Raw genomic sequence first — 24,555 nt, 5'->3', positions numbered from 1 at the left:
TTGTCGATCCGACCTTCGATCGCTCAGGGTGGTGACATGAGCGACCAGCGGTTCTGGGACAACCTGTACAACGAGCGGGACCAGGTGTGGAGCGGACGGCCCAACACCTGGCTCACCACCATCGTCGGCGAGCTGCCGCCGGGCCGGGCCTTGGACCTCGGCTGCGGCGAGGGCGGCGACGCGATCTGGCTGGCCGAGCGCGGCTGGGCGGTCACCGCGGTCGACATCACCGACGTCGCGCTGGGCCGGCTACGGAAGGCGGCCGCGGAACACGGAGTGGCCGAGCGCATCCGGGCCGAGCGGCACGATCTCGAGACGAGCTTCCCCGACGGGGAGTTCGACCTGGTGTCGGCGCAGTTCTTCCAGTCGCCGGTGGAGTTCCCGCGCGCCGAGATCCTGCGCAAGGCCGCGCACACGCTCGTGCCCGGCGGGCTGCTGCTCGTCGTCGATCACGGGGCGGCGCCGCCGTGGTCCAAGCACGCGCACGAGCACACGCGCTTCTCGACCCCGGACGAGGTGTACGCGGCGCTGGACCTGGACGCGGCCGCGTGGCGGTCCGAGATCCGCGAGGCGCGCGAGCGGGCGACGACCGATCCGGACGGGCGGCCCGCGACACTGCTCGACAATGTCCTCGCGGTGCGACGCCTGGGCTGAGCCATTTACCGAATCGGTGTCGGGGATGTCCGAATTCAATGGTGTGAGGGTTAGCCGAAGTTGTGCTGGGTATCACATCCTGCGGGCGAGTGTCGCGTAAGAAGGCCCTGTCTTGGTAGCAGCTTCACACCGTTGAGGAGGCAGTACCATGAGCAGTACCCCGTCCGGTTCCGATTCCCTGATTTACAACATTCAGGATTCCGGTGCGCCGCTGAATATCGTCATGGTGGCCCCACCATATTTCGAGGTTCCACCCGCCGGATACGGCGGCGTGGAAGCCGTGGTGGCGCAACTGGTCGACGCACTGGTCGCCCGCGGGCATCGAGTCACGTTGCTCGGCGCGGGCCGATCCGGAACCGCGGCAACCCGATTCATCCGGGTCTGGGACAAGATCCTGGCCGAGCGGCTCGGCGAGCCGTTCCCCGAGGTACTCAATGCTCTCAAGGTACGCAAGATCGTCACCGAGCTGGCGGCCACCGAGCGCATCGACGTCGTGCACGACCACACCTTCGCCGGTCCGCTGAACTCCCCCGTGTACCACGCGCTCGGCATCCCGACCGTGGTCACCGTGCACGGACCCGTCGACGGCGAGGAGCAGTCGTATTACCGCGCGCTCGACGATTCGTCCCAACTCGTGGCGATCAGCGATCGGCAGCGTGCGTTGGCGCCCGCCCTGAATTGGGTTGGGCGCGTTTACAATGCGGTGCTTCCGAGCGAATGGCCGTTCCAGAAGGAAAAGCAGGATTTCGCACTCTTCCTCGGCCGCTACGCTCCCTACAAGGGACCCGATCTGGCATTGGAGGCGGCGCATGCCGCAGATTTGCCACTCGTGTTGGCCGCCAAAATGAATGAGCCTGCGGAGAAATCGTATTTCAGGCGCGCGGTGCAGCCGCTGCTCGGCCCGAAGGACGTCGTCTTCGGCGAGGCCGACGCGGTCGCCAAGCGGCTGCTGCTGTCCCAGGCGCGCTGCCTGCTGTTCCCCATCCGGTGGGAGGAGCCGTTCGGCATCGTGATGATCGAGGCGATGGCCTGCGGCACCCCCGTGGTGGCGTTGCGCGGCGGCGCGGTGTCGGAGGTCGTCGAGGACGGCGTCACGGGCTTCATCTGTGACGATCCGGCCGAGCTGCCCGCGGCCATGGCCGAGGCCGCCAAGCTGGATCCGATCGCCTGCCGCCGCCGCGTGGTCGAGCACTTCTCGGTGGATCAGCTCGGCGCGGGGTACGAGGCGGCGTACTACGCGGCCATGGATTGCGCTCGGCCGCCGCGTCTTTCGACCGCGGGCGCGCGCAGCGTGCCGACCGCGCGGGCGTTCGATCGCAGCCTGAGCGTGGTCGCGAATCCGTAGTTCGAGGTGCCCGGGCGTGCGGTCGACGACCGCACGCCCGTGATTGGGTCGGCCGCGGCCGGGTAGCCCGCCCGCGAGCCCCTGCGTGAAGCCGACGAGAAGTGCGGAGGAAACCCATGAGCGACACCACCCCAGTGCCCGAGGTGCCCCAGCGCCCGCCGAAGCCGGACGAGTCCGGTTCGCCGGTGCCGCCCCCGGGCCCCGCGCTCGATCAGCGCGAGCCCGAATACCGCAGTCCCACCGGCGAACTCGTGACCGCCGAGCCCGGCGCGCGTGGACCGCGCGGCGAGGCGTTGACCACCTCGCAGGGCGTGGTCATGGGCGATACCGATCACGCCCTCAAGGCCGGCCCGCGCGGGCCGCTGCTGGTGCAGGACTTCCATTTCCGGGAGAAGATCACCCACTTCGACCACGAGCGCATTCCCGAACGGGTCGTGCACGCGCGCGGCACCGGCGCGCACGGCGTGTTCCGGTCCAACGGGGCGGCGTCGAAGCTGACCCGGGCCAAGTTCCTCCAGGCCGATGCCGAGACGCCGGTGTTCGTGCGGTTCTCGACGGTGCTGGGTTCGCGTGGGTCGGCCGACACCGTGCGCGACACTCGTGGTTTCGCGACGAAGTTCTACACCGAGGAGGGCGTCTACGACCTCGTCGGCAACAACATCCCGGTCTTCTTCATCCAGGAGGCCATCAAGTTCCCCGACGTCATCCACGCGGGCAAGCCGCATCCGGATCGCGAGATCCCGCAGGCGCAGTCGGCGCACGACACGTTCTGGGACTTCGTGACGCTGCATCGCGAGGCGACGATGCACACGTTCTGGGCGATGTCGGACCGGGCGCTGCCGCGCTCGTACCGGATGATGGAGGGCTTCGGCATCCACACCTTCCGGCTGGTCAACGACGAGGGCGCGACCACGCTGGTGAAGTTCCACTGGAAGCCGCGCCTCGGCGTGCACTCCCTGTTGTGGGAGGAGACGCAGCTGACGGGCGGATTCGATCCGGACTTCCATCGCCGCGATCTGGCCGACGCGATCGAGGCGGGCGCGTTCCCGGAGTGGGATCTCGGGGTGCAGGTCTTCCCGGACACGCCGGAGCAGACCTTCGAGGGCATCGATCTGCTCGATCCGACCAAGATCGTGCCCGAGGAGCTCGCGCCCGTGCAGATCATCGGGACGTTGCAGCTCAACGCGAATCCGGTGAACTTCTTCGCCGAGACCGAGCAGATCGCCTTCTGCCCGGATCATTTCGTGCCCGGCATCGAGCCGAGCGACGATCCGTTGTTGCAGGGGCGGTTGTTCTCCTACCTGGACACCCAGCTCACCCGGCTGGGCGGGCCGAACTTCACGCAGTTGCCGATCAATCGGCCGCACAGCCCCATCAACGACAACTTCCGCGACGGGTACCACCAGACCGGTGTGCATCCGGGCAACAATGTGTACAAGCCGAACTCGGTCGGCGGCGGCTGCCCGTACACGGCGATGTTCGCCGATCGGGCCTATGTCGAATCGCCGACGCCGATCACGCCGCCCGCGGTCAAGGTGCGTACGACGGCGGCGACGGACGCCCCGATCTCGTTCCGCGACCACTACTCTCAGCCCCGGCAGTTCTATCGCAGCCTGACGGCGATCGAGCAGCAGCATCTGGCCGACGCCTTCTCCTTCGAGCTGGGCAAGTGCGCCGACGAGACGATCCGGCAGCGCGGCGTGCAGATGCTGGCCGAGGTCGACACGGATCTGGCCGGTTATGTCGCCACCCAGCTCGGCCTGCCGGTCCCGCAGCCGGAGTTCTCCACGATCGAGTTGCCGCCCAGCCCCGCCCTGTCCCAGCTGCGCGGCGAGTTCCCCCCCGACGGCCGCAAGGTCGCCGTCATCACCGACGACGAGGTCGATCACTCCCTGCTGGAGAACCTGGTCGGCCTCCTGCAACGCGCCAAGATCAGCCCGATGGTCGTCGCGCCCCACGCGGGCAGCCTCGACCACCAGAGCGGCATCCCCATCGACCGCAGCTTCGCGACGATGCGCTCGGTCGAATTCGACGGGGCCATCTTCCTCAGCACCGCCGCGGACTCACGCGTCGACCTGCTGGTAGCGGAGATGTTCCGCCACGGCAAGCCGCTGGCCGCCGCGGGGGCCGGGGAAGAGGTGCTCAAGCGCCACGGCTACGGACCCGATCGGCCCGGGGTGTTCGTGGGCGAGGATCTGGAGCTCACGGCCAACGATCTGCTGAGTGCGCTTGGGGAGCACCGGGTTTGGGCTCGGTTCTCTTGAGGTGAATCGGGGGCCCTGGCCCGGCGCTGGCGCGCCGGGCCAGGGACATGGGGGCGGGGGCGCGGAGGCCCCCCTCCCCCTGTTCCTCGGCTCCGCGGAGGCCCCCCTCCCCCTGTTCCTCGGCTCCGGCGCCCAGCGCCGGAGCCGAGGACGTCGCTACAGAATCGGATTCCCGCCCGTCACAGCCACTCTCGCGCCCGAGATGTAGCTCCCCTCATCGGAGGCGAGCAGCACGTACACCGGGGCCAGTTCGGCAGGCTGCCCCGCTCGCCCGAGGGGCGTGTTGTCGCCGAAGGACGACACCTTCTCCGGGGGCATGGTGGACGGGATGAGGGGGGTCCAGATGGGACCCGGGGCCACGCTGTTGACTCGGATTCCCTTGTCGCCCAAGAGTTGCGCGAGGCTGGCGCAGAAGTTGGCGATGGCGGCCTTGGTGGCGGCGTAGGGGGCCAGGTTGGGGCGGGGCATATCGGAGTTGACCGAGGAGCTGCCGATGATGGCGGCGCCGGGGCGCATATGCGGGACGGCGGCCTTCACCAGGCGGAACATCGCGCCGATATTGAGATCGAAGGTGTAGTCCCATTCGTCGTCGCTGATCTCGTCCAGCGTTTCGTGGGTCATCTGGTAGGCGGCGTTGTTGACCAGGATGTCGATGCGGCCGAACTCCTCGACGGCGCGGTCGACGACGGCGCGGCAGTGCGCGGGGTCGGCCAGGTCCCCGGCCATCAGGACGGCCTTGCGTCCGGCCTGTTCCACAAGGGCCGCAACCTGTTTCGCGTCCTCGTGCTCGTTCAGGTAGGCGATGAGCACGTCGGCGCCCTCGCGGGCGTAGGCGATGGCGACGGCGCGGCCGATACCGCTGTCGGCGCCGGTGATCACCGCGGCCTTGCCCGTGAGTTTGCCCGCGCCCCGATAGCTCTGCTCACCGCAGTCGGGTACCGGGGTCATCTCGCCCTGGACGCCGGGCACCTCCTGCTGTTGTTCGGGAAAACCCATGTCCACTCCTTCCGAAATCGGCCTGCGGTGGCTCTACCCGGGGTCGGAGGGACTAATCGAGGGTTCCGTTTGCTGCCTGATCACTGGGGTATGCGAGGAGGAGTACGAGCATCGCTCCGCCGAACCCGGCGGAACCGCAACCATCAAGGAGCGCAGCATGTTCGACACGGAGTTCCGACGAGCCGGAATCGATGAGGACACCCAGCGCATGACGGTGTACCCGGCCGATGGGCCGGATCTCGAGGATTTCCCGGCGATGTCCCGGGCCGGCGCGCACCTCGTGCGGTGCGCGACCACCGAGGGCCGCCGCGTGTCCCGGTAGCGTCAGCGAGCACCACATTGTCGGGCGGCCCGATCCGTGTCGCGTCACAGTCCACACTGGGGCACGAGACAAGTCGGGCCGGTGTCGTGCCAGAAATAAGTCGCTCGCCCAAGTCGCACTCGTGCATTTCGAAAATTGCATCCCGAGGGAAATTTCTTATTCAACTATCAGGCTGCGGCGTAGGGGTTTAATCAACAAGTGCGCATATTTCCGGGTGTCTCAATCCGGAGTCGGCGTCTTACGCAAGGATTGCCGATACGCGCGCGGGGACATGCCGCGCCAGCGGGTGAAGGCGTGGGTGAAGTTGGCGGTCTCGGCGTAGCCGAGCAGCCGGGCCACGTCCTCCACCGACGCGCCGGTGCGCAGCAGCTCCGCGGCCTTGGTCTCGCGGACGGTGTTGAGCAGGCCCCGGAACGTCGCCCCCTCGGTGGCGAGCTGACGACGCAGGGTGCGCGCGGTGATGTGCAGTTCCGCGGCGACCTCGGCCATCGTCGGCACCGCGCCCGGATCGCGGAGCAGCCGGTCGCGGATGAGCGTGGACAGCCGCCAGCCCCCGGCGACCAAGCGCTGCAACGCGTCCCGGCACTGCCGTTCGATCAGCGACGCGGTGTGCGAATCCGCCTGCGGCATGGGTTGTTCCAGGTAGGAGCGGGGTAGCACGAGCTGGGTGCGGTCGAGCCCGGACCGCACGGCATCCGCGTCGAGCGTCGTCAGTTCGGCTAGGGCGGCGGCGCGTTCGGCGTCCAGTTCGGCCTCGAGCCGGAGCACGGGGAGGCCGATCCCGAGCCGCCGGGCCGCCACGAAGATCAGGGCGACCTCGCGTTCGACGAAGTAGGCGCGCACGTCCTCGGGGATGTGGCCGCCGTCGACCACCACCATCACCTCGTCGCCGTGCTCCTCGAGCTCGTAGCGCACGGCCACCGCGACCAGGTCCTGATAGCGCACGGCCAGCGTGAGCACCGCCCCGACGGTGGGGCTGACCAGCGCCGCGAGGCCGACGATCCCGGCCTTGCCGATGGTGGCCTGATGCGCGGTCTCGACGCCCAGACCCGGCAGATCGCCCACGGCGGCAAGCAGATTGCGCGCCACCGTGAATTCCTGATCCGGCCAGATTTTCGCGTGCTCGTCGGCGAGATCGGCGACGGCAATTCCGCTGCCCGACAACAATGTCGACTCGTCGACTCCGTGTGCCCTACCGACACCTGTCATCATCCGCACACTGACACTGCCGTGAGGAACAGCGCCCCGCGCACCATCGAACACGACCACCGTCCGAAATTACCAATATTCGGTCCCGTCGGCACATTCTTTCGCCCGGAAACTCCGCATACCCTCGAGCCAACCGGGCGAGGAGGAGGCAGCAATCGTGGACATGTTCAGTACGTGCTGGATCGAGCCCATCCAGCTCACACCGGAGAAGGCACACGCGATCATGCAGATGCACCTGGACTGCCGGACCGACGAGTGCCCGCGCCGCCGGGCCGCGGTGCGCATCCTCATCGAGTCCGGACGGCTGGTGCCCGACTCCTCCCGGGCCTCCTGATCAGCCGAGAGTCCGCCAGCGCCAGCGCATCTCGGCGGCGAGCGGCGCGTGCGGACGCACCGGGCGGGGCGCGGTGTTCAGCCCGTCGGGCGGGCCGGATTGTGGTTCGACACAGACGGTTTCGGCGGGCTCGTCGTAGACCACCACCCAGGTCAGGGGGCTGGTGATCGAAAGTTCCAGGGCGCCGGGCCAAGTGAGGGTGACGTCCACGCCGTCGGGCATGCCGAAGCAGTCGTCCCACGGGCCGGGCAGCGGGGCGATGCGCTTGCCGTCGGGCAGGTGGTCGGCCCCGCGCTCCTCCTGCCAGGCGGGGGTGAAGGTGAGTTCCACGGGCGCCCCGTCGGGGCCGAGGACGCGCCGGAACCAGGGATGCCAACCCACTTGGGCGGGAAAGGGTTCCGTGGCGGCCTCGACGGACATGCGGAAGGTCGCGGTGTCCGCCGCGAGCGCGAAGGACTGAGTGACGCGGCCCGGGAAGGGCCAGGGCGCGGCGAGGTCCTGGGCGAGTACGAGTTCGGTACCGGAACTGTGGGTGATCCGCCACGGGTGGTCGCGCACGGTGCCGTGGATGGCGTGCGGTGCGGCGTTGCGCGGAAGTTCGTAGGCGCGCCCGCCCCATTCGAGGACGCCGTCGCGCATGCGGCCGCACCACGGGGCCATCGGGAAGGAGCCGAACCGGGGTCCGGTGCGCAGCACATCGACGCCGCCGACCCGGAAGCCCGTCACCCGGCCCGTTTCGGCGCTCACCGTGAGTTCGGCGTCGCCCGCGCTCAGGCGCGGTTCCTCGGCACTCATGACCGCCAGCATGGCACAGGGCGGGATCAGGACGGTTGGGCGCGCCCCAGGGGGTCTCGCGGTAGTGGCCGACCAAGCGGGTGCGGAGGTCGCCGGGCCTTAAGCGGGATCAGGTCGGTTCGGCGCGCCCAAGGGCGTCTCGCAGTAATGGCCGACCAAGCGGGAGGTCGCCGGGCGGTAACGGGATTAGGACGGTTCGGCGCCCCAAGGACGTCTGGCGGTAGTGCCGCCCAAGCGGGTGGGGAGGTCGCCGAGCGATACGCGGGATCAGAACGGTTCGGCGCGCCCCAAGGTCGTCTGGCGGTAGTAGCCGCCCAAGCGGGAGGACGGCGGGCGGTACGCGAGATCAGGACGGTTCGGCGCGCCCCAAGGGTGTTTCGCAGTAGTGGCCGCCCAGGCGGGTGGGGAGGTCTGCGGGCGGTACGGCGGTGGCGTGCTGTTCGGCGTCGTCGAGGGGGTGGTAGCCGATCGTTGCGGCCTCGTCCGGCGACAGTACGCCGCGCGTGTTGGCCGAAACGCCCCACAGGACACGGTAATCCGCTCGTTCGGTGGCCAGGCACGCCTCGATCAGGCGGGCGCAGTCGTCCGGGGAGAGCCACAGCGACAACTGGCGGACGTCGGTCGGCCGCTCGAAGCAGCTGCCGATGCGCAGGCAGGTGACATCCATGCCGAAGCGGGAGTGGTACAGGCTGCCCAGCGCCTCGACGGCGGCCTTGCCGACGCCGTAGTAGGTGTCCGGGCGGGGGCTGCTGTCGGCGGGCAGGCCGCGCGGGCCCGCCGAGCCGATGTCGCGGAAGCCGACGGCGTGATTGCTCGAGGCCAGCACGACGCGCGGCACCCCGGCGGCGCGGGCGTCCTCCAGCACGGTATGCGTTGCGTCGATGGTGAATTCGAGGATGCGCGCCCAGGTGTCCTCGCGACTGATACCCGCCAGGTGGACGACCGCGTCGACGTCGCGGCAGGCGGCGGCCATGGTGGCGGGGTCGGTGATGGAACCGGTGACGATCTCCTCGCCGGGCGCGGCGGGGTCGAGCGGGACGAGGTCCAGCAGGCGCAGGGTGCGGCCGGGCCGGGCCAGCCGGGGGCGGAGGAAGGTGCCGATGATGCCCGCCGCACCGGTGATCAGGACGCGCTGCGGGGTCATGGTGTCCCTTCTCCAAATATGCTGGTGTGCACCGTATTTCGCCCGCCGCGGCGTTCTCGGCTCCGGCGGGGCGTCGGTCAGGTTCGGTTCCCGGTCCCGGTGAGCCAGCCGGTGGTCCACGCGTGGGCGATGCGGATGGCTCGGGTGGGGGGCATGCGGGTGGGTTCGGTGATCACCGCCACGGCGAAGCCGTCCACGAGGGCCAGCAGCTCGGCGGCGGCGTCGGGGGCCTCGGCGGCGCGAGCGGGGTTGGCGGCGGCGAGGATTCGGGTGAGGAGCTCCTCCATACCCTGCCATTGGGCGCGGTGGAGGGCGGCGATCTCGGGGTCGTGGGCGGCGCGGGCGACGAGGGCCAGCCAGACTCGGGCGAGGCGGTCGTCGGCGGCGGGCGGGACGAGCAGTTCGGTCATCCGCTCGAGCTGACGGGCGGGGGGTTCGCCGGTGACGCCGGAACTCCGGAAGCGGTCGGCGGCCTCGTCCCGGACGTGTTCCCAGACTCGTTGCAGCAGTTCGCTTTTGGTGGAGAAGTAGTACTGCACGGTGCCGATGGAGACGCCCGCGCGGGCGGCGAGGGTGCGGATGCTGACGCCCTCCACACCCTCCTCGGAGATCACGTCAGCGAGGCGGTCCAGCAGCTCGCGACGCCGGTCGACCTGCTCCGACGCCGCCTGCCTAGCGCCCATAGCGCCGACTCCTCTCCCGCCGATTGCGGTCCTGATAGTAGCGCCACGCCTGCGCCCCGAGTTGCCGCGCCACGGCGACGGGTTCGCGGCGCCCGTCCCCGTCCGGCGCGCGATCGACGACCGCGGCGAAGAACAACAGCAGCAGCCCGATCCCGCCCAGGCCGAAATACACGGTGTCACCGAGCATTCCGAGGATCAGGCGGCTCGACTCGTGTTCCTCGCCGTGCAGGCGCGGCTCGATCACCCCGAGCTGAATCCAGTGCAGCCCCTCGGCCGCCAGCCACGCCGCCGCCCCCGCCATCAGCGAAAGCCCCGCGACCCGATGCCGTCCCGCCAAGCGCGCGCCCGCGACGAGCGACCCCGCCACCAGCAGCACCACCGCCACCTCACTGCCCCCGAACAACCACGTCCCGGCCATCACCGCACCTCCCGTCCGACCCGGGGCCGCCGAAAAATGGCCACCAGCAACAAGGTCCACGCCCCCACCAGCAACAGATTCCGCACCCCCGCCCCGATCTCCATCCGCTCCCCGATCCCCTCGGCCCCACCCCCGCCGAACCAGATCACCCGCCCGGTCACCACCCCCACCGCCGACGCGACCACCGCCACCACAGCCGCCATCAACGCGGGCGAGAACGCACCCCCCATCCGCCGTCGGTAATAGATGACCATCCCCGCCCCCACGAACGGCGCCGCCAACCCCAACACCTCGACGATCCGAAACATGCCACCCTCCCAAGTGTCATACGACTGTACAACCCCGACCATACACTCGTATGACACTCCCCAGCAATACCAACCCACAGCCGCACCCTTTATTCGAATCCGCACCCCTTGCATAGCCCTGCAAGGGGTGCGGATCCGAATAAAGGGTGCGCTGGGTTGCTATTCGCCTGCGGCTCTGCGGATTTCGCCGCCTGCGGCGCGGTGGCGGGTGGCGCGGGCCGCGGCGGCGTCGAAGGGTTCGAGGTAGTCGAACATGGGGTCCTCGTCGTCGATGTCGAGGACCACGGCTCGGCGGTGCAAGGTTCGGGTGGACTCCTTGGCGGGGTGCGCGGGGCGTTCGGGGCGGGGGGCCGGTTCGTCGTAGTCCTCGTCGAACTCCGCGGGGCGGCGGGGGCGGGCGAGGCGGGCGGCGCGGCGGCGGCGGATCTCCTCCTCCATGCGGGTCTGGCGGCGGAGGTAGATCAGGTAGGTGACGAGGACCGCGCCCGCGACGAGGAAGCCGGACCACAGCATCGGCGAGATCACCACGGCGAAGGCGCCGAACATCAGCATGCTCAGCACCAGACCGAGCGCCGTGCGCTGCCGGAAGCGGTAGCGGGTGGCGCGCGCGATGGCGTCGGCCTCGGGATCGTATCCGCCGCGCCCGCGCCGCACGGGCACGAATTCGCCCGGCGCGGAATCGGATTCGGGAACCTCGCGGGGCTCCTCGGGAGCGGTCACCGTCGCCGGGACCCGGGCGGGTACGGGCGGCCCGACCTGCTCGTCGGCAGCGGGGGCGGAATCGTCGTCACCGCCCTCGGCCACCTCGGCCTCGATGATCTCGGTGTCCTCGGCCGCCGCGGCGGGCGCCTCGACCGAATCGCCCGTGCCGTCGGTCGTTTCGTCCTCGGTGACGGGCTCATCGGCCGATGTCGTCATCCGATCCTCCGCATCATCGCCGTGGAAAAGCTTTCTCTGCACGCGCGCCGGCACCCAGTCCGGATCGGTTTCGTGCCCGGCACCGGGTCCCTTTCTCATGCGTCGCTTGGTGCCGCCGCGATGCAACACCCGGGTGGCCAAGGCCGCGTCGGTCGTGCGCCGGATGCGCGGATGCCGGTCGGCCAGCATCGGAAACAGCACGAAGACCCAGAGCACGACGAGACCGATCCACAAGATCGAATTCGGCACCGCGCTCACACCTCCGTTTCCGCCCGGCCGTGGTCCCTTCGACGGTTCGCATTCCCCGTTCGTGTCCCGCCCGCTGTCTCGTCATGTCGGCACGTGTGCCACGGCCGCATGATCGGGCCACTTCACAGGTTCCTTTCCGGTAGCACGGGACGCACCACCGACGTCCGTAGGCTAGTGGGGTGCCACAGGAATAGCCCGCAGGCGCGCCGTCCACACCCGCCACATAAGTAACACGAGTTCGCCGTTCCCGCTCGGCTATCGGGCTCGCTGTTGGCGTACCGATATCACCGTGGGCCGCATATCGAAGGTGTCATTTCGAAGCACGCACGGCACCGTCGAATTCGCCTCGCGCACATGCCGATCAGGGCAGGGTGACGCGGCCCGCCCGGACGAGGCGGTCGACCGTGGTGCCGGTGACCTCCTCGGAGGTGATGGCGACCAAGAGGTGGTCCCGCCACGCGCCGTCGACGTCGAGGTAGCGGCGCAGCAGACCCTCCTCGCGGAACCCGGCGTTGCGCAGAACCGCTTGGCTCGCAAGGTTTTCCGGCCGCACGGTCGCCTCGACCCGGTGCAGCCCGACCGGGCCGAAGCAATGGTCGAGGCCGAGGGCCAGGGCCGCGGTGGCGACGCCCTGGCCGCCGACGTCCTTGGCCACCCAGTAGCCGATCCACGCCGAACGCAGCGCGCCGCGCACGATATTGCCGATGGTGAGCTGACCGCTGAACACGCCATCGACCTCGATGACGAGCGGGATCATCGCGCCCCGGCGGGCCTCGGCCTTGAGGCTCGACCACAACGACGGCCAGTTCGACGCGTGATTGCGCGCCTCCCAGGTGCCGCGACCGGTCGGCTCCCACGGTTCCAGATGTTCGCGATCCCGCAGGCGGATGCGCGCCCACGCCGCCGCGTCGCGCAACCGGATGGGTCGCAGCGTGACCTGTCCGCCCGTGGCCACCCGGACCGGGCCCAGATGCGCGGGCCAGCCCGGATGCTGGGCGACCCGGAACATGTTCATATCCATCAGTGTCCCCGCCGCGAACGTCATCCGCGCTGTGCGAGGAAGGCGACCGGAACCTCGTCGCCCGTGCGGATCTCGGTGACGTCCGGCTCGACGACGATGAGGCTGTTCGCCTCGGCCAGCGTCGAGAGCAGATGCGCCGAACCGTTCACGCCCAGCGGCTGCACCAGATATTCGCCGGTCTGCTCGTCGCGCATCAGCTGCGACCGCAGATAGCCGCGGCGGCCCGGCATGGAACTGATCGGCATGATGGTCCGCGCCTGCACCACGCGACGCATCGGATGCCGTCGCCCGAGCGCGATCCGAATCAACGGCCGCACCATGACCTCGAAAACCACAAGCGCCCCAACGGGATTCGACGGCAGCAGGAAGGTCGGCACCTCGTCGCGGCCCAGTCGCCCGAAACCCTGCACCGAACCCGGATGCATGGCGACCCGGGCCACCTCGAGTTCGCCCAGCCCCTCGAGCGCCTCGCGGATCTGCTCGGACACCCAGCCGCCGACCGCGCCGGCGATCACCACGACCTCCGACCGCACCAGCTGGCCCTCGACCACATCGCGCAGCTGCTTGGGGTCCGCGCTGACGATGCCGACCCGGTTCACGTCCGCGCCCGCGTCGCGCGCGGCCGCGGCCAGCGCGTAGGAGTTCACGTCGTACACCTGACCCGGGCCCGGGGTGCGGTCGATGTCGACCAGTTCGCCGCCGATGGAGATCACCGACAGCCGCGGGCGCGGATGCACCAGCACCTTGTCCCGCCCGACCGCGGCCAGCAGACCGACCTGGGCGGGACCGATGATCGTGCCCGCGCGCACGGCGACGTCGCCGGGCTGCACATCGTCGCCGATGCGGCGCACGTAGTCGCCGGTGCGCACAGGTTCGTAGACCTTGATGCGGGCGCGGCCGCCGTCGGTGTAGTCCACCGGAAGCACGGCGTCGGCCAGCGTCGGCAGCGGCGCGCCGGTGTCGACGCGCACGGTCTGCCGGGGTTGCAGGCGGATGGGCTGGCGCGAACCGGCCGGGACCTCGCCCACCACCGGCAGCGTGAGATCGACGGGCTCGCCGTCCTCGTCACGGATGTCGACGCCCGCGCCCTGCACGTCGACGCTGCGGACGGCGTAGCCGTCGATCGCCGCCTGATCGAAGCCGGGCAGCGGGCGTTCGGTGACGACGTCCTCGGCGCACAGCAAACCCTGGGCCTCGGAGATCGCGACCCGCACGGGCCGCGGCGCGACGGCCGCCGCGGTCACCTTGATCTGCTGGTCCTCAACCGAGCGCATGCAGCCCTTCCTCATGTCCAGTGTTCGACGCGGCCGACCGGACCCGGGCCGTCCGCGTCACTCGGACGGGGTCAGCTGCGGATTCCAGTCGGGAGCCAGCCGACGTTCCAGCCACTCGCGGAGCTCGGGGCCGTATTCGTCTCGCTCCAACGCGAAATCGACCGCAGCACGAAGATAACCGCCAGGGTTGCCCAGGTCGTGGCGCGACCCACGGTGCACTACGACATGGACCGGATGTCCCTCGGCGATCAGCAGCGCGATCGCGTCGGTGAGCTGCAGTTCACCACCCGCGCCGGGTTCGATGCGCCGCAACGCGGAGAAGATCTCGCGATCGAGGATGTAGCGGCCCGCCGCGGCGAAGGTGGAGGGGGCGTCGGCGAGGCTGGGCTTCTCGACCATGGCCTTGACGCGCAGCACATTCGGATTGACCGCGTCCGGCACGGGTTCGACGTCGAACACGCCGTAGGCGCTGACCTGGTCCTTCGGCACGTCGATGGCGCACAGCACCGAGCCGCCGCGCTTGCGCCGCACCCGGCACATCACCTCGAGCACGCCGCTGGGCAACACCAGATCGTCGGGGAGCAGCACCGCGACGGCGTCCTCCTCGTCGTCGAGGACCTGTTCGGCCTGGGCGACGGCGTGACCGAGGCCGAGCGGTTCCTCCTGCACGACCGAGGAGACGTCGAGCAGGCCGGGGGCGCGGCGGACCTTCTCCAGCAGCTTGTGCTTGCCACGTTCCTCGAGCGTGCTCTCCAGGACCATGTCGTCGACGAAATGCGCCACGACACCGTCCTTTCCGGGCGAGGTGACGATCACCAGGCGTTCGGCGCCGGATTCGGCGGCCTCGGCCGCGACCAGTTCGATGCCGGGCGTGTCGACGACCGGCAGCAGCTCCTTCGGCACGGTCTTGGTCACCGGCAGAAAGCGAGTCCCCAAGCCGGCCGCCGGCACCACCGCGGTGCGGAAGCAGGACGGCGTGTCCGCGTCAGCTGTCATAAAGGCTCACCCTATCCATCGATGGTCGTCCGCGGGACCGGCTTCGCTCGGGCCCGGCATCCCGGAAGCCTAGGGGTCTTCGACCGTGGCCGCCCGACGAGCTGAATCCGGGCAACCGGTCGGTGAAACCGTTCCGGATCGCATGAACTGATTCCCCGCCGGTACGCCGACGAAACCCCGCGGTCTGCGATAGCTCCCCTAGTGTGACCCTGTGGACGTGGCTGGTCAGCGTGACAAACAGCGGTGGCGGACGGAGTTGCTCGCCCGGCGCGCGGCGGTTCCGCCGCAGGTGCGGGCGGCGGAGTCGGCGGCGCTGGCGAGCGCCGCGCGGGCCTTGGTGAGCGACCGACCGGAATGGGTGGCGGCCTATGTGCCGGTCGGGAACGAGCCGGGGTCGATCGATCTGCTCGACGCGCTGCGCTCGGGCGGGTCGCGGGTGCTGCTGCCGGTGACCGGGCCGCCCGGGCCGCTGGATTGGGCCGAGTACACCGGGGCCGACTCGCTGCGCCCGGCGCGCTGGGGACTGCTCGAACCGTCCGGTGACCGAATGTCCTGTGCCGCAATCGGATTGGCGAGCGTCGTGGTGATACCCGCGCTCGCGGTGGATCGGCGCGGCGTGCGGCTGGGGCGCGGCGCGGGGTACTACGACCGGACGCTGCCCGCGGCGCGGCCCGATGCGCGGCTCGTCGCCGTGGTGCGCGACGACGAGGTGGTCGAGCGGCTGCCCGAGGAACCGCACGATCGGCGGATGGGGTGGGCGCTGACGCCGGGCGGCGGGACGCGACTTCTGGACGGGAATTAACCGTGGATTGGCGCTGTTGGCACTGTCGGCTGTAGAGTGCTAACCGACGGAGACTGTGGAGGTTGGAGTGCCTACTTACTCGTATCAGTGCACGCAGTGTGGCGACAAGTTCGACATCGTGCAGTCCTTCTCGGACAACGCTCTGACCACCTGTGAGAAGTGCGACGGCAAGCTGCGCAAGCTCTTCAACTCGGTGGGCATCGTCTTCAAGGGCAGCGGCTTCTACCGCACCGACAGCCGTAGCGGCTCCTCGACCGCGAGCGAACCGGCCAAGGCGGCCAGCTCGAACGGGTCGGGTTCGGAGTCGTCGAGTTCCTCCTCGTCGGGTTCGTCGTCGTCGAGTTCGTCGGCGTCGACCACCAGCGCGTCGACCACCGGCACCGCGGCCTGACGGCTCGCCGCCCGGCGAGTTGTGCACAGGGAATCTCTTATCCACAGACTGATTCCGACCAGGGCTTTTCCCGGCGGTACGGTCGTCGCTCGGCCGTACCGTTCCGGGTATGCCTCTGCGACCGAATCCGAGTGACCGAAGCGGTACCGCCGACCTCGGCCGGGAGCCGCCCTGGGAATTCCTTGTGCGACACCGGCCTTCGTGGGCCGATGCGACCTTCCTGCGGCGCGCGCTCGCCGCGATCCTGACCCTCTGCGCCGCCGCCCTGTTCATTCGCGGCGATCCGTCCGTGCACTCCACCGACGTCGTCGTCGCCGCCCGCGACCTGTCCCCCGGGCGCGTCGTGGCCGCCGAGGACGTGCGACGCGTCGCGCGTCCGGCCGGGTTCGTCCCCGAGGGCAGCGTGCGCGACCCCTCGGCCGTGCTCGGCGCGACCGTGTCCGGCGCTGTCCGCTCCGGGGAGATCCTGACCGATCTGCGCGTGCTCGGTCCGCGCCTGGCCCGTGCCGCCGCCGGACCGGACGCGCGCATCGTGCCGATTCGCTTGGCGGACAAGGCCGTTGCCGAGATCCTGCGGGTCGGCGATCGGGTCGACGTGCTCGCGGCCGAACGCGATGGCGCCGATCCGGCGCGGGCGGGACCGCCGCGCACCCTCGCCGCCGACGCGGTCGTCGTCCTGGTCACCGCGGCCGAGAATCGGCGCGGCCCCGCCGACGAGCGGATCGTGCTCGTGGCCCTGGACTCGGCTCCCGCGATCGCCGTCGCGGCCGCGTCGCTACGCACCGAACTCACCGTGCTGTTTCATTGACGCCGAGCATTTGCCGACGAACTCCACTAGCATCCCGACTAACCGGTTCGATAGCAGTCAGCGATCACATCAGATGTCTTGACCAGAGGTTCGGCGGCCACGAGCCGCGCCGAGCGAGACAGGAGCCGCAATGCTGAAGGGTTTCCGGGACTTCCTGTTCCGAGGGAACGTGATCGATCTGGCGGTCGCGGTCGTGATGGGCACGGCCTTCGTCGAGATCGTCACGGCCTTCACCAAGGGAATCATCAATCCGCTGCTGGCGCTGTTCGGCGGCACCAATGAACTCGGCCTCGGGATTCAGCTGGATTCGAGCAAACCGGCCACGTTCATCGCGATCGGGCCGATCATCACCGCGGCGCTGAACTTCGTCATCATCGCGGCGATCCTGTACTTCGTCCTGGTCCTGCCCGCCTCGCACGCGATGAAGCGCTGGGGCAAGGACAAGGAGGCGGCGATCACCGACACCCAGCTGCTCACCGAGATCCGCGATCTGCTGGCCGAGGGCAGGCGCAGCGGCGGGGGTCGGCACGAATCGTGATGCGGCGGGCAGCGCAATGGGCCCGGCGCGTGCGCACCGAGCCCATTGTGGTTGCCGCTCAGGCGGTTTCGGGGATCAGCCGATGCTGAAGGGCTGGCCCCAGACGGTCACCCAGCTGATGACGTTGTCGGTCTCGACCTCGACGTTGACGAACGAGCGAGCCTGCGCGTAACCGGCGCAACCGGTCAGGCCGATGGTCTCGTCGGCCCAGGAGACCGAACCGTCGGTGCCGCTGAACTTGTTGCGGGTCTTGTGCGACTCGTTGCCGTAGTCGTCGGCCTGCTCGATGTCGAGCACGTAGAACGACTGCGCCTGGCCGGGGCCGAGGGTCAGGTTGCCGCCGCCGCTGGCGCCGGCGGACGGGGTGACGTTGCCCTGGGAGTCCCAGCTGGCACCGACGGTCGGACCGCCCTCGACGCCACCGCCGGAGATGCTGACCTGGCAGCCGACGGTGTAGCCCGGGAAGATCTTGCCGCCCGAGGCGTTGGGGTTGCCGGAGATGCTCACGTGGGCCGAACCGCTCACCCACGCGTTGCGGTGCAGCGGGGTCGAGCCCAGCGAGGGGTTGATGTTGGCGGATTCGCCGTCGATCCAGATGTGCACCACGGTGCCATCGGACAGGGTCTTGGTCAGGTCCGCGCCCGGCAGCGGGACGAAGGTGTCGGCGTTGGCGGCGCCGGTGGAGAAGAGGCCGAGCGCAGCGGTGGCGACAGCACCGACACCGGCCGCGCGAGCCACGGTCTTACGGATGTTCATGTTGTGGTCCCTCTAGGGTGAAACGCTTTCGCGAGAATGGTTTTGGCGGATTCGACCACGTCAGCCGATGCTGAACGGCTGCCCGTAGAGGGTGGTCTTCGAGTAGTGATCGCCGACGACCTCGACGACGGTGTACGCGCGCGCCTGGGCATATCCCGCGCAGTTCTGGATCTGGATCTCCGAGTCCTGGTACTCGACCGAGTAGGTGCCGGGCTTGGTGATGTCCTTGCTGTCCAGCTGGACGAAGGCCACCTGGCCGGGGCCCAGGTTCAGGCCGATGGAGCCGCCGAGGCTGCCGTCGGTCAGGCTCAGGCTGCCGGACAGACCGGCGGAGATCGCGTCACTGGCGATGTTGACCTGGCAGCCGACGATGTAGCCGGTGCTCACGATCGACGTGCCGTGCGTGGACGAGTTGTTCGAGCCCGGGTTGTTGGTCGGGCCGTTCCACGGACCGGCCGTGGTCTCGGGCGCGTTCGGCACATCGGCGATCGCGTTACCCGTGACCCACACGGTGCGCCCGGCGCCGTTGCCCGCCAGCGACGGCGAGACGACGGCATGCTCGCCGGTGCGGGTAATCACAACGCCGTCGGGGCCCAGCTTCTGGCCGTCCGGCAACGGCACGAAGGCGTCGGCGTTGGCAGCACCGGTAGAGAAAAGGCCGATGGCCACGGCAGCGGCCGCGCCGATGCCCGCAAAACGGGCACCACGCCGCAAACCGTTGGTGCGGTTCTCGCTCATACTTCCCCTCATCAGGTTTCTAACGGTCAGCCTCGACCACCGAGGCTGGAAGCGGTCCTTTCAGGCCCAGCTCAGTTTGTCGCCGGATTGTTGCCGTCGTGTAACCGACAACCAATTTCCTGCAAACAGTCGGAACGGGCCTTGTTCCGGCGAGGTCGGCGCGAGGCGCCTTCCCCGGGCTATCCAGAACCGCAGGTTGGACAGCCCAAAGGCGAACATTAAACGGCCCGGGAACTACATGACAACGTAAGCGCCCGTAAAGGCAGTGTGATCTGAATCACACAGGAATCTCGCTCATATAACAACCCCCGCATAAATGCTGTGAGGACTCCGAAACAAGACCGGTCCGTGCCCCGGCCGGGCCCGCGACCCGCCCTCAGCGGTGATGCGGCGGCACTTGTGAACGCAACCATTCGTCGGACGTACCCGCCGACTCCCCACCCGCCGACCGCTCGTCACTGGTCGTTTGCGGAAGAGTCTCCCCAAAGATCCGCGCCAACCGAGCCACCTCCTCCCGCGAACGCCCGGCCCCCTTCCCCCGCCCAGCACCCTGCTCCCGCTCGGCATCCAGCGTCTGCCCGGCGTCCCCGGCCCGCCCAGCATCCTGCACCCGCGCGGCATCCTTCGCTCGCTCGGTGTCCCCGGCCCGCCCGGCGTCCTGCATCCGATCGGCATCCTGGGCCCGCCCGGTGTGTTGTGCCCGCCCGAGGTCCCGCACCCGCTCGGCGTCCTCCGCTCGCGCCGCGTCCTTCGTTCGCTGGGCGTCCCGTGCCTGCTCGGCGTCTTGTACCCGCCCAGCGTCGCGGGGCCGCTCGGCATCTTCCACTCGCGCGGCACCCTCATCCCCCGAACCAACCGAACCCCCCGCCCGAGACGGGCGGGGGGTCGGGTCGGGGGTGGCCGGGGTGGGGATTACTCCGCCAATCCCGAGAGTTCGTCGATGACGCGGCCGACGAGGGGGCCCAGGGTGGCCATGCCGTCGCGGACCGCGGGGCGGGTGCCGGGCAGGTTGACCACGAGGGTGCTGCCGGAGACTCCGGCTAGGCCGCGGGACAGGCCGGCGTCGAGGGAGCCGGCGGCGAGGCCCGAGGAGCGCAGGGCCTCGCTGATGCCGGGGAGTTCGCGGTCGAGTACCTCGGCAGTGGCCTCGGGGGTGACGTCGCGCGGGGACATGCCGGTGCCGCCCACCGAGATCACCAGGTCGACGCCGCCGATGACGGCCGTGTTGAGCGCGTTGCGGATCTCGACCTCGTCGTTGGCGACCAGCACGGTCGCGTCGACCAGAAAACCGGCCTCGGTGAGCAGTTCGACCACGAGCGGCCCGAGCGAATCGACCCCGCCATGAGCGGTTCGGTCGTCGACGATCACGACAAGAGCACGGCCGGCCACGGCGGCATCGATTTCCATGCCGCTCACCGTAGCGTCCGTGTCCGACAACGGGTCCTGTCCCCCGGCAACGGAATCCGGGATCGGACCGAGGGTCCGCTGGCGAGGGGTCATCGGGGTGCCTCCGCGGGTGCGGCCGCGAGGGTGACCTCGACGGTCTTCGGGTTCTGGCCGTTGGGTTCGGTGTAGCTGATCTTGACCTTGTCGCCGGGCTGATGCGACCGGATCGCGGCCACCAGCGCGTTGCCGGTGTCGATGATCTGGTCGTCGACCTTGGTGACGACCGCCCCGGCCGGGATGCCCGCCTTGGCGGCCGGGCCGTCGGGGGTGACGTCCTGCACTCGAGCGCCGTTGGTGGTGTCCTCGGCCCGGTTCACGGTGATGCCGACCTGGGCGTAGGTGGCGTGCCCGGTTTTGATCAGCTGATCGGCGACGCGGCGGGCCTGATCGACCGGGATCGCGAAGCCCAGGCCGATCGAACCGCTCTGCTGGCCGGACACCTCGGACGCGCCGAGGGTGGCGATGGCGGTGTTGATGCCGATCAGCTTGCCGTCCATGTCGACCAGCGCGCCGCCGGAGTTGCCCGGGTTGATCGGGGCGTCGGTCTGGATGGCGGAAATGACCGGGGGCTGGGCGTTCGCGCCCTCGCCGCTGGTGGAGACCGGGCGGTTCAGCGCCGAGACGATGCCGGTGGTGACCGTTCCGGCCAGGCCCAGCGGCGAGCCGATCGCGACAACCGTCTGTCCCACTTGAAGATTCGCCGAGGAGCCCAGTTCGATCGGCGTGAGGCCCTGCTTACCTGTGACCCTGATGACGGCCAGATCCGAGACGGGGTCGGTGCCGACCACCGAGGCCGAGGCCGTGCCGCCGTCGCTGAACTGGACGTCCATCTTGGCGTTGGGTCCGGCGCCGCTGGCGACGTGGTTGTTGGTGAGGATCAGGCCGTCGCTGGACAGCACCACGCCCGAACCCTCGCCCTCCGCGCGCGCCCCGGCCACCCGGATCATCACGACGCTGGGCAGCACCTTCTGCGCCACGGCCGGAACGGTCCCGGCGGGCGCGTTGGCGATGGGCGCGGTCTTGGGCGGTGGGGAGTTGAGCGCGTTGCTGACCGGACCGGAGTCGTCGCGCCCGCTGACCAGTGCGCCGACCGCCCCGCCGATGCCGCCGCTGACCAGGGCCAGCGCGATGGCCGCCGCGATCAGACCGCCGAGCCCGCGCCGCCGCGGCGGCTGCGAGGGTTGCGCGCCGAATCCTTGCCCCGGCCCGGAATGCGCCTCGAACCCCTGCCCCACGGGCGGACCATAGGGCGACTGCTGATAAGGCGGAAGGGGTGCGGTCGGTTGCGGGGGATGCTGGTCGTACGGAGAACTCTGGCCGGATGGACCGTGCTGATACGGAACCTGTTGTCCCGCAGGCGGTGCGAAATGCTCGTGCTCGGTCGGCCGCTGCTCGGCCACGTCCGGTTCCTCGCGCCTGTCCTTCGAATCCTCGGTCATGTCCCTCGTTTCTCCTCGAGCCTGTCGCCAGTGTGGTGACCTCGACTGAGAGCGCCCTGAGACCGCACTGTCAGTTCCGCTAGACATCTGTGGTCATACCCGTGCCATCCTAGGATCCAACTCACCTGGGAAAATCCCCGGCTTCGGTGCGTCCCTCGTCCTCGAGCTGCGAGGACGGCGCGCCCGGCAGGACGATGCGGATGCGCGCGCCGCCGCGGGCCGAGGTGTCGATCGTGATCGTGCCGCCGTGTTTGGTGACGACCTGTTTGACGATCGCCAGGCCCAGCCCCGAACCGGGCATCGACCGTGACGACGTGGTCCGGTAGAAGCGCTCGAAGACCAGTTCCCGCTCGGCCACCGGAATACCGGGCCCGGCGTCGTCGACCGCGAATTCCAGCAGCCCCGGGCCGGTTTCGCGCATGGTCACCAGGACCGGCTCACCCTCGGCGTTCCATTTCGCGGCGTTGTCGAGAACATTGAGAATCGCGCGTTCCAGGCCGGCCTCGTGACCGTAGACGAACCACGGCCGCAGCTCCGCGTCGAACTCGATTCCGGTGCGGCGACGCCCGGCCCGTTCCAGCGCGCGCTCCGCCACCTCGCCGAGATCCACCTGCTCGTAGACCGTTTCCGGCGCGTCCTCGCGGGCCAGATCCACCAAATCGCCGATCAGCGTCGACAATTCCTCGATCTGCGCGACGACGTCGGCCCGCAACTCGGCCATCTCCTGTTCCGGAATTTCCGGTGCGCCCGGGCGCGAGGACGCCATCAGCAGTTCCATATTCGTGCGCAACGAGGTCAGCGGCGTGCGCAATTCGTGGCCCGCGTCGGCGACCAGGCGGCGCTGCCTTTCCCGGGATTCGGCCAGCGCCCGCAGCATGGAGTTGAAACTCTCGGTGAGCCGGGCCAATTCGTCGTCGCCCACGACCGGGATGGGGGTGAGGTCGTCGGTGCGCGCCACCCGCTCGGTGGCCGCGGTCAGGCGCGCGATCGGCCGTAAACCGGTGCGGCCCACGCCCGCTCCCGCGGCCCCGGCGAGGATCACCCCGCAGCCGCCCACCACGAACATCAGCCAGGCCAGCCGGTCCAAGGTCTCCTTGGTCGGCTGCAACGACCGCGAAAGCACAAGTGTCGCACCGTTTTTCGTGTGCCGGGCATAGACGCGCTGATTGTCGGCGGTGCGCAGCGAGGTGTCGACCGTGCCCTTGACCACCGCCCGCTCGGGCGCGCCGATGGGCGGATTCAGCAGGGTCAGCGGCGTATCGGGCAGCTCGGGATACACGATCGCGATGCCGGTGTCGTTGGAGTAGACCGCGCTGAAGGTGAACAACGTGGAGAAACTCGCCTCGTCGATGTTGTTGTTCACCATGACCTGCGCGCGGGCCCGCAGTTGATTGTCCACATCGGCGTACAGCGACCGCGCGACCATCGCGTAGGCCGCGATGGAGGTGAGCGCGACCGCGACGAACACGACCGAGGCCGCCAGCAGCGTCACCCGCCAGCGCAACGTCACCGAACTCGTCAGCGGCATGGGCGGCCGCATCTCCGACGAGTCCGCGGGCAACCCGAATCCGGCGATCACGGGTTGACGTGGATTGGTTCTCGCCACGACGTCCGCGCCTTACGGGGGCGTCTCGCGCAGCACGTATCCGACGCCGCGCACGGTGTGGATCAGCCGCGGTTCGCCGTCGGCCTCGGTCTTGCGCCGCAGGTAGCCGATGTAGACCTCGAGCGCGTTGCCGGAGGTGGGGAAGTCGTACCCCCACACCTCCTCCAGGATGCGGCTGCGGGTCAGCACCCGGCGCGGATTGGCCATCAGCATCTCCAGCAGCGAGAACTCGGTTCGGGTCAGGCTGATCGCGCGTTCGCCGCGGGCCACCTCGCGGGTGACCGGATCGAGCGAGAGATCGGCGAAACGCATGGTCTCCGAGGCTTCGACGGCCGTGTCGGCCGCGGTGCGGCGCAGCAGCGCGCGCAGCCGGGCAAGCAGTTCCTCGAGGGCGAACGGTTTGGGCAGGTAGTCGTCGGCGCCCGCGTCGAGCCCGGCGACCCGCTCGGAGACCGAATCGCGCGCGGTCAGAACCAGAATCGGCAGATCGTCGCCGGTGCTGCGGAGGCGGCGGCACACCTCGAGGCCGTCCAGCCGGGGCATCATCACGTCGAGCACGAGGGCGTCGGGTCGCGCGGCGGCGACCTTGTCGAGGGCATCCACCCCGTCCACCGCCAGATCGACGGAGTAGCCGTTGAACGTGAGCGACCGGCGCAGCGATTCGCGAACCGCGCGGTCGTCGTCGACTACCAGAATGCGCATGGGCACAGTCTGACCGTATCGACTGAGAGCCGACTGAGAAGCAAACCCGCGACACGCCAGACTATCCGACGGGATGACCTGCGCGTTCGACTCGCAGCGGGCGGTATTGATTTCGCCGAACGCGCGAAAACGCTCGCGCACAGCGAATTTCGGCGAACCGCAGGACAAAGCACCGAATTGCCGCGAGGGTGTTCACACGGTATGTTGCCTGCGGTAAAAGTAGACCTCTAGTTGGTTCTCAACCCGTGGGACCCGTACGGCCGACAGTTCACTGAGTGCGAATTACAACACCCACCGGGAACGGCGCTCCTCGTGAACGGGGCCTCGGGCAGCGGGGGCGGACGCCGAGGCGACTACGCGAGTGGAGGCGACGGAAGCGGGATGGGCACTGCACCGCGG

General features: G+C 69.4%; 27 protein-coding genes. 9 read left to right on the top strand and 18 right to left on the bottom strand.

From position 1 onward, the window contains the following. Positions 1 to 36: 36 nt before the first annotated feature. The 3 genes from ACFYTQ_RS12795 to ACFYTQ_RS12785 all read left to right on the top strand — a co-directional run bounded on the left by ACFYTQ_RS12795 (position 37) and on the right by ACFYTQ_RS12785 (position 4,263). Positions 37 to 654, top strand: coding sequence for a class I SAM-dependent methyltransferase (locus tag ACFYTQ_RS12795; protein WP_387359953.1), 618 nt, complete (start codon positions 37 to 39; stop codon positions 652 to 654). Between the two features lie 148 nt (positions 655 to 802). Beyond that, positions 803 to 1,999, top strand: a complete 1,197-nt coding sequence (locus ACFYTQ_RS12790; RefSeq protein WP_387359951.1) for a glycosyltransferase family 4 protein — start codon at positions 803 to 805, stop codon at positions 1,997 to 1,999. 116 nt (positions 2,000 to 2,115) lie between these two features. Continuing rightward, entirely contained in the window at positions 2,116 to 4,263 is a 2,148-nt protein-coding gene (locus ACFYTQ_RS12785; RefSeq protein ID WP_387359949.1) for a catalase, read from the top strand. A gap of 156 nt (positions 4,264 to 4,419) precedes the next feature. Here the strand turns inward: ACFYTQ_RS12785 and ACFYTQ_RS12780 are convergent, their stop codons facing one another. After that, a complete protein-coding gene (locus ACFYTQ_RS12780) occupies positions 4,420 to 5,259 on the bottom strand; it encodes a glucose 1-dehydrogenase (RefSeq protein WP_387359947.1) in 840 nt (279 codons plus the stop codon). A gap of 157 nt (positions 5,260 to 5,416) precedes the next feature. Here ACFYTQ_RS12780 and ACFYTQ_RS12775 point away from each other — a divergent pair, with 157 nt between their 5' ends. After that, a complete protein-coding gene (locus tag ACFYTQ_RS12775; protein ID WP_387359944.1) occupies positions 5,417 to 5,581 on the top strand; it encodes a hypothetical protein in 165 nt (54 codons plus the stop codon). Positions 5,582 to 5,800: 219 nt separating this feature from the next. Here the strand turns inward: ACFYTQ_RS12775 and ACFYTQ_RS12770 are convergent, their stop codons facing one another. Continuing rightward, positions 5,801 to 6,790, bottom strand: coding sequence for an AraC family transcriptional regulator ligand-binding domain-containing protein (locus tag ACFYTQ_RS12770; RefSeq protein ID WP_387359942.1), 990 nt, complete (start codon positions 6,788 to 6,790; stop codon positions 5,801 to 5,803). A gap of 157 nt (positions 6,791 to 6,947) precedes the next feature. Here ACFYTQ_RS12770 and ACFYTQ_RS12765 point away from each other — a divergent pair, with 157 nt between their 5' ends. Continuing rightward, on the top strand, positions 6,948 to 7,124 hold the full coding sequence (locus tag ACFYTQ_RS12765) for a hypothetical protein (protein WP_387359940.1): 177 nt from the start codon (positions 6,948 to 6,950) through the stop codon (positions 7,122 to 7,124). On the opposite strand, the gene ACFYTQ_RS12760 is transcribed toward ACFYTQ_RS12765, so the two are convergent. The 9 genes from ACFYTQ_RS12760 to ACFYTQ_RS12720 form a co-directional block, all read right to left on the bottom strand. Beyond that, positions 7,125 to 7,919, bottom strand: coding sequence for an aldose 1-epimerase (locus ACFYTQ_RS12760; RefSeq protein ID WP_387359938.1), 795 nt, complete (start codon positions 7,917 to 7,919; stop codon positions 7,125 to 7,127). A 346-nt stretch (positions 7,920 to 8,265) separates the two neighbouring features. Continuing rightward, a complete protein-coding gene (locus ACFYTQ_RS12755; RefSeq protein ID WP_387359936.1) occupies positions 8,266 to 9,063 on the bottom strand; it encodes an NAD-dependent epimerase/dehydratase family protein in 798 nt (265 codons plus the stop codon). 77 nt (positions 9,064 to 9,140) lie between these two features. Then, positions 9,141 to 9,746 carry a TetR/AcrR family transcriptional regulator gene (locus ACFYTQ_RS12750; protein ID WP_387359934.1) on the bottom strand — a complete coding sequence of 202 codons (606 nt, stop codon included), beginning with the start codon at positions 9,744 to 9,746 and terminating at the stop codon, positions 9,141 to 9,143. After that, the gene (locus tag ACFYTQ_RS12745; RefSeq protein WP_387359932.1) at positions 9,736 to 10,164 is read right to left on the bottom strand and encodes a hypothetical protein; all 429 of its coding nucleotides are present in this window, start codon (positions 10,162 to 10,164) and stop codon (positions 9,736 to 9,738) included. The genes ACFYTQ_RS12750 and ACFYTQ_RS12745 overlap by 11 nt, the downstream gene beginning before the upstream one ends. Beyond that, complete coding sequence (locus ACFYTQ_RS12740) at positions 10,164 to 10,472, bottom strand: hypothetical protein (RefSeq protein WP_387359929.1); 309 nt, start codon at positions 10,470 to 10,472, stop codon at positions 10,164 to 10,166. Before ACFYTQ_RS12740 ends, ACFYTQ_RS12745 begins: the two co-directional genes overlap by 1 nt. 159 nt (positions 10,473 to 10,631) lie before the next feature. Continuing rightward, on the bottom strand, positions 10,632 to 11,639 hold the full coding sequence (gene glpR / locus ACFYTQ_RS12735; protein ID WP_387359927.1) for a gephyrin-like molybdotransferase receptor GlpR: 1,008 nt from the start codon (positions 11,637 to 11,639) through the stop codon (positions 10,632 to 10,634). Between the two features lie 361 nt (positions 11,640 to 12,000). Next, positions 12,001 to 12,654: a GNAT family N-acetyltransferase gene (locus ACFYTQ_RS12730; protein ID WP_387359925.1), complete on the bottom strand. Its 654-nt coding sequence runs from the start codon at positions 12,652 to 12,654 to the stop codon at positions 12,001 to 12,003. 26 nt (positions 12,655 to 12,680) lie between these two features. Beyond that, entirely contained in the window at positions 12,681 to 13,934 is a 1,254-nt protein-coding gene (glp, locus tag ACFYTQ_RS12725; protein ID WP_387359923.1) for a gephyrin-like molybdotransferase Glp, read from the bottom strand. A gap of 57 nt (positions 13,935 to 13,991) precedes the next feature. Then, positions 13,992 to 14,930, bottom strand: a complete 939-nt coding sequence (locus ACFYTQ_RS12720; protein WP_387359921.1) for a UTP--glucose-1-phosphate uridylyltransferase — start codon at positions 14,928 to 14,930, stop codon at positions 13,992 to 13,994. 211 nt (positions 14,931 to 15,141) lie between these two features. On the opposite strand from ACFYTQ_RS12720, the gene ACFYTQ_RS12715 reads away from it, so the two are divergent. The 4 genes from ACFYTQ_RS12715 to mscL all read left to right on the top strand — a co-directional run bounded on the left by ACFYTQ_RS12715 (position 15,142) and on the right by mscL (position 17,469). Then, positions 15,142 to 15,732, top strand: coding sequence for a 5-formyltetrahydrofolate cyclo-ligase (locus ACFYTQ_RS12715; protein WP_387359919.1), 591 nt, complete (start codon positions 15,142 to 15,144; stop codon positions 15,730 to 15,732). Between the two features lie 67 nt (positions 15,733 to 15,799). Then, positions 15,800 to 16,123, top strand: a complete 324-nt coding sequence (locus ACFYTQ_RS12710; protein ID WP_387359917.1) for an FmdB family zinc ribbon protein — start codon at positions 15,800 to 15,802, stop codon at positions 16,121 to 16,123. 109 nt (positions 16,124 to 16,232) lie between these two features. Continuing rightward, positions 16,233 to 16,931, top strand: coding sequence for an SAF domain-containing protein (locus ACFYTQ_RS12705; protein WP_387359915.1), 699 nt, complete (start codon positions 16,233 to 16,235; stop codon positions 16,929 to 16,931). A gap of 130 nt (positions 16,932 to 17,061) precedes the next feature. Continuing rightward, on the top strand, positions 17,062 to 17,469 hold the full coding sequence (gene mscL, locus ACFYTQ_RS12700) for a large conductance mechanosensitive channel protein MscL (protein ID WP_387359913.1): 408 nt from the start codon (positions 17,062 to 17,064) through the stop codon (positions 17,467 to 17,469). A gap of 75 nt (positions 17,470 to 17,544) precedes the next feature. Here mscL and ACFYTQ_RS12695 read toward each other — a convergent pair whose 3' ends face one another. The 7 genes from ACFYTQ_RS12695 to ACFYTQ_RS12665 all read right to left on the bottom strand — a co-directional run bounded on the left by ACFYTQ_RS12695 (position 17,545) and on the right by ACFYTQ_RS12665 (position 24,156). Further along, positions 17,545 to 18,225 (bottom strand): MspA family porin, encoded by a 681-nt coding sequence (locus ACFYTQ_RS12695; RefSeq protein ID WP_387359911.1) that lies wholly within the window; start codon positions 18,223 to 18,225, stop codon positions 17,545 to 17,547. Between the two features lie 60 nt (positions 18,226 to 18,285). Then, complete coding sequence (locus ACFYTQ_RS12690) at positions 18,286 to 18,963, bottom strand: MspA family porin (protein ID WP_387359909.1); 678 nt, start codon at positions 18,961 to 18,963, stop codon at positions 18,286 to 18,288. A gap of 376 nt (positions 18,964 to 19,339) precedes the next feature. Continuing rightward, positions 19,340 to 19,789 (bottom strand): hypothetical protein, encoded by a 450-nt coding sequence (locus tag ACFYTQ_RS12685; RefSeq protein ID WP_387359907.1) that lies wholly within the window; start codon positions 19,787 to 19,789, stop codon positions 19,340 to 19,342. Positions 19,790 to 19,875: 86 nt separating this feature from the next. Continuing rightward, a complete protein-coding gene (locus tag ACFYTQ_RS12680) occupies positions 19,876 to 20,370 on the bottom strand; it encodes a molybdenum cofactor biosynthesis protein B (RefSeq protein ID WP_387359905.1) in 495 nt (164 codons plus the stop codon). An 89-nt stretch (positions 20,371 to 20,459) separates the two neighbouring features. Continuing rightward, complete coding sequence (locus tag ACFYTQ_RS12675; protein WP_387359903.1) at positions 20,460 to 21,848, bottom strand: S1C family serine protease; 1,389 nt, start codon at positions 21,846 to 21,848, stop codon at positions 20,460 to 20,462. A gap of 121 nt (positions 21,849 to 21,969) precedes the next feature. Beyond that, on the bottom strand, positions 21,970 to 23,388 hold the full coding sequence (locus tag ACFYTQ_RS12670; RefSeq protein ID WP_387360196.1) for an ATP-binding protein: 1,419 nt from the start codon (positions 23,386 to 23,388) through the stop codon (positions 21,970 to 21,972). 78 nt (positions 23,389 to 23,466) lie between these two features. Then, positions 23,467 to 24,156: a response regulator transcription factor gene (locus ACFYTQ_RS12665; RefSeq protein ID WP_387359901.1), complete on the bottom strand. Its 690-nt coding sequence runs from the start codon at positions 24,154 to 24,156 to the stop codon at positions 23,467 to 23,469. Positions 24,157 to 24,555 lie beyond the last annotated feature (399 nt).

The organism is Nocardia sp. NPDC004068 (assembly GCF_042874315.1).
In the GTDB taxonomy this organism is placed as follows: Bacteria; Actinomycetota; Actinomycetes; order Mycobacteriales; family Mycobacteriaceae; genus Nocardia.
Note: the sequence above shows the minus strand (reverse complement) of the source record. Positions and strands in the feature narration are given on the sequence as shown.

Excerpts from the sequence above, each read along its gene's own strand:
- ACFYTQ_RS12745 (WP_387359932.1), bottom strand. The coding sequence starts at position 10,164 with ATGGCCGGGACGTGGTTGTTCGGGGGCAGTGAGGTGGCGGTGGTGCTG.
- ACFYTQ_RS12665 (WP_387359901.1), bottom strand. The coding sequence starts at position 24,156 with ATGCGCATTCTGGTAGTCGACGACGACCGCGCGGTTCGCGAATCGCTG.
- ACFYTQ_RS12690 (WP_387359909.1), bottom strand. The coding sequence starts at position 18,963 with ATGAGCGAGAACCGCACCAACGGTTTGCGGCGTGGTGCCCGTTTTGCG.
- glp (WP_387359923.1), bottom strand. The coding sequence starts at position 13,934 with ATGCGCTCGGTTGAGGACCAGCAGATCAAGGTGACCGCGGCGGCCGTC.
- ACFYTQ_RS12695 (WP_387359911.1), bottom strand. The coding sequence starts at position 18,225 with ATGAACATCCGTAAGACCGTGGCTCGCGCGGCCGGTGTCGGTGCTGTC.
- mscL (WP_387359913.1), top strand. The coding sequence starts at position 17,062 with ATGCTGAAGGGTTTCCGGGACTTCCTGTTCCGAGGGAACGTGATCGAT.
- ACFYTQ_RS12750 (WP_387359934.1), bottom strand. The coding sequence starts at position 9,746 with ATGGGCGCTAGGCAGGCGGCGTCGGAGCAGGTCGACCGGCGTCGCGAG.
- ACFYTQ_RS12670 (WP_387360196.1), bottom strand. The coding sequence starts at position 23,388 with ATGCGGCCGCCCATGCCGCTGACGAGTTCGGTGACGTTGCGCTGGCGG.
- ACFYTQ_RS12730 (WP_387359925.1), bottom strand. The coding sequence starts at position 12,654 with ATGAACATGTTCCGGGTCGCCCAGCATCCGGGCTGGCCCGCGCATCTG.
- ACFYTQ_RS12775 (WP_387359944.1), top strand. The coding sequence starts at position 5,417 with ATGTTCGACACGGAGTTCCGACGAGCCGGAATCGATGAGGACACCCAG.
- ACFYTQ_RS12790 (WP_387359951.1), top strand. The coding sequence starts at position 803 with ATGAGCAGTACCCCGTCCGGTTCCGATTCCCTGATTTACAACATTCAG.
- ACFYTQ_RS12780 (WP_387359947.1), bottom strand. The coding sequence starts at position 5,259 with ATGGGTTTTCCCGAACAACAGCAGGAGGTGCCCGGCGTCCAGGGCGAG.
- ACFYTQ_RS12795 (WP_387359953.1), top strand. The coding sequence starts at position 37 with ATGAGCGACCAGCGGTTCTGGGACAACCTGTACAACGAGCGGGACCAG.
- ACFYTQ_RS12720 (WP_387359921.1), bottom strand. The coding sequence starts at position 14,930 with ATGACAGCTGACGCGGACACGCCGTCCTGCTTCCGCACCGCGGTGGTG.
- ACFYTQ_RS12760 (WP_387359938.1), bottom strand. The coding sequence starts at position 7,919 with ATGAGTGCCGAGGAACCGCGCCTGAGCGCGGGCGACGCCGAACTCACG.
- ACFYTQ_RS12785 (WP_387359949.1), top strand. The coding sequence starts at position 2,116 with ATGAGCGACACCACCCCAGTGCCCGAGGTGCCCCAGCGCCCGCCGAAG.
- ACFYTQ_RS12740 (WP_387359929.1), bottom strand. The coding sequence starts at position 10,472 with ATGTTTCGGATCGTCGAGGTGTTGGGGTTGGCGGCGCCGTTCGTGGGG.
- ACFYTQ_RS12770 (WP_387359942.1), bottom strand. The coding sequence starts at position 6,790 with ATGACAGGTGTCGGTAGGGCACACGGAGTCGACGAGTCGACATTGTTG.
- ACFYTQ_RS12675 (WP_387359903.1), bottom strand. The coding sequence starts at position 21,848 with ATGACCGAGGATTCGAAGGACAGGCGCGAGGAACCGGACGTGGCCGAG.
- ACFYTQ_RS12705 (WP_387359915.1), top strand. The coding sequence starts at position 16,233 with ATGCCTCTGCGACCGAATCCGAGTGACCGAAGCGGTACCGCCGACCTC.
- ACFYTQ_RS12680 (WP_387359905.1), bottom strand. The coding sequence starts at position 20,370 with ATGGAAATCGATGCCGCCGTGGCCGGCCGTGCTCTTGTCGTGATCGTC.
- ACFYTQ_RS12755 (WP_387359936.1), bottom strand. The coding sequence starts at position 9,063 with ATGACCCCGCAGCGCGTCCTGATCACCGGTGCGGCGGGCATCATCGGC.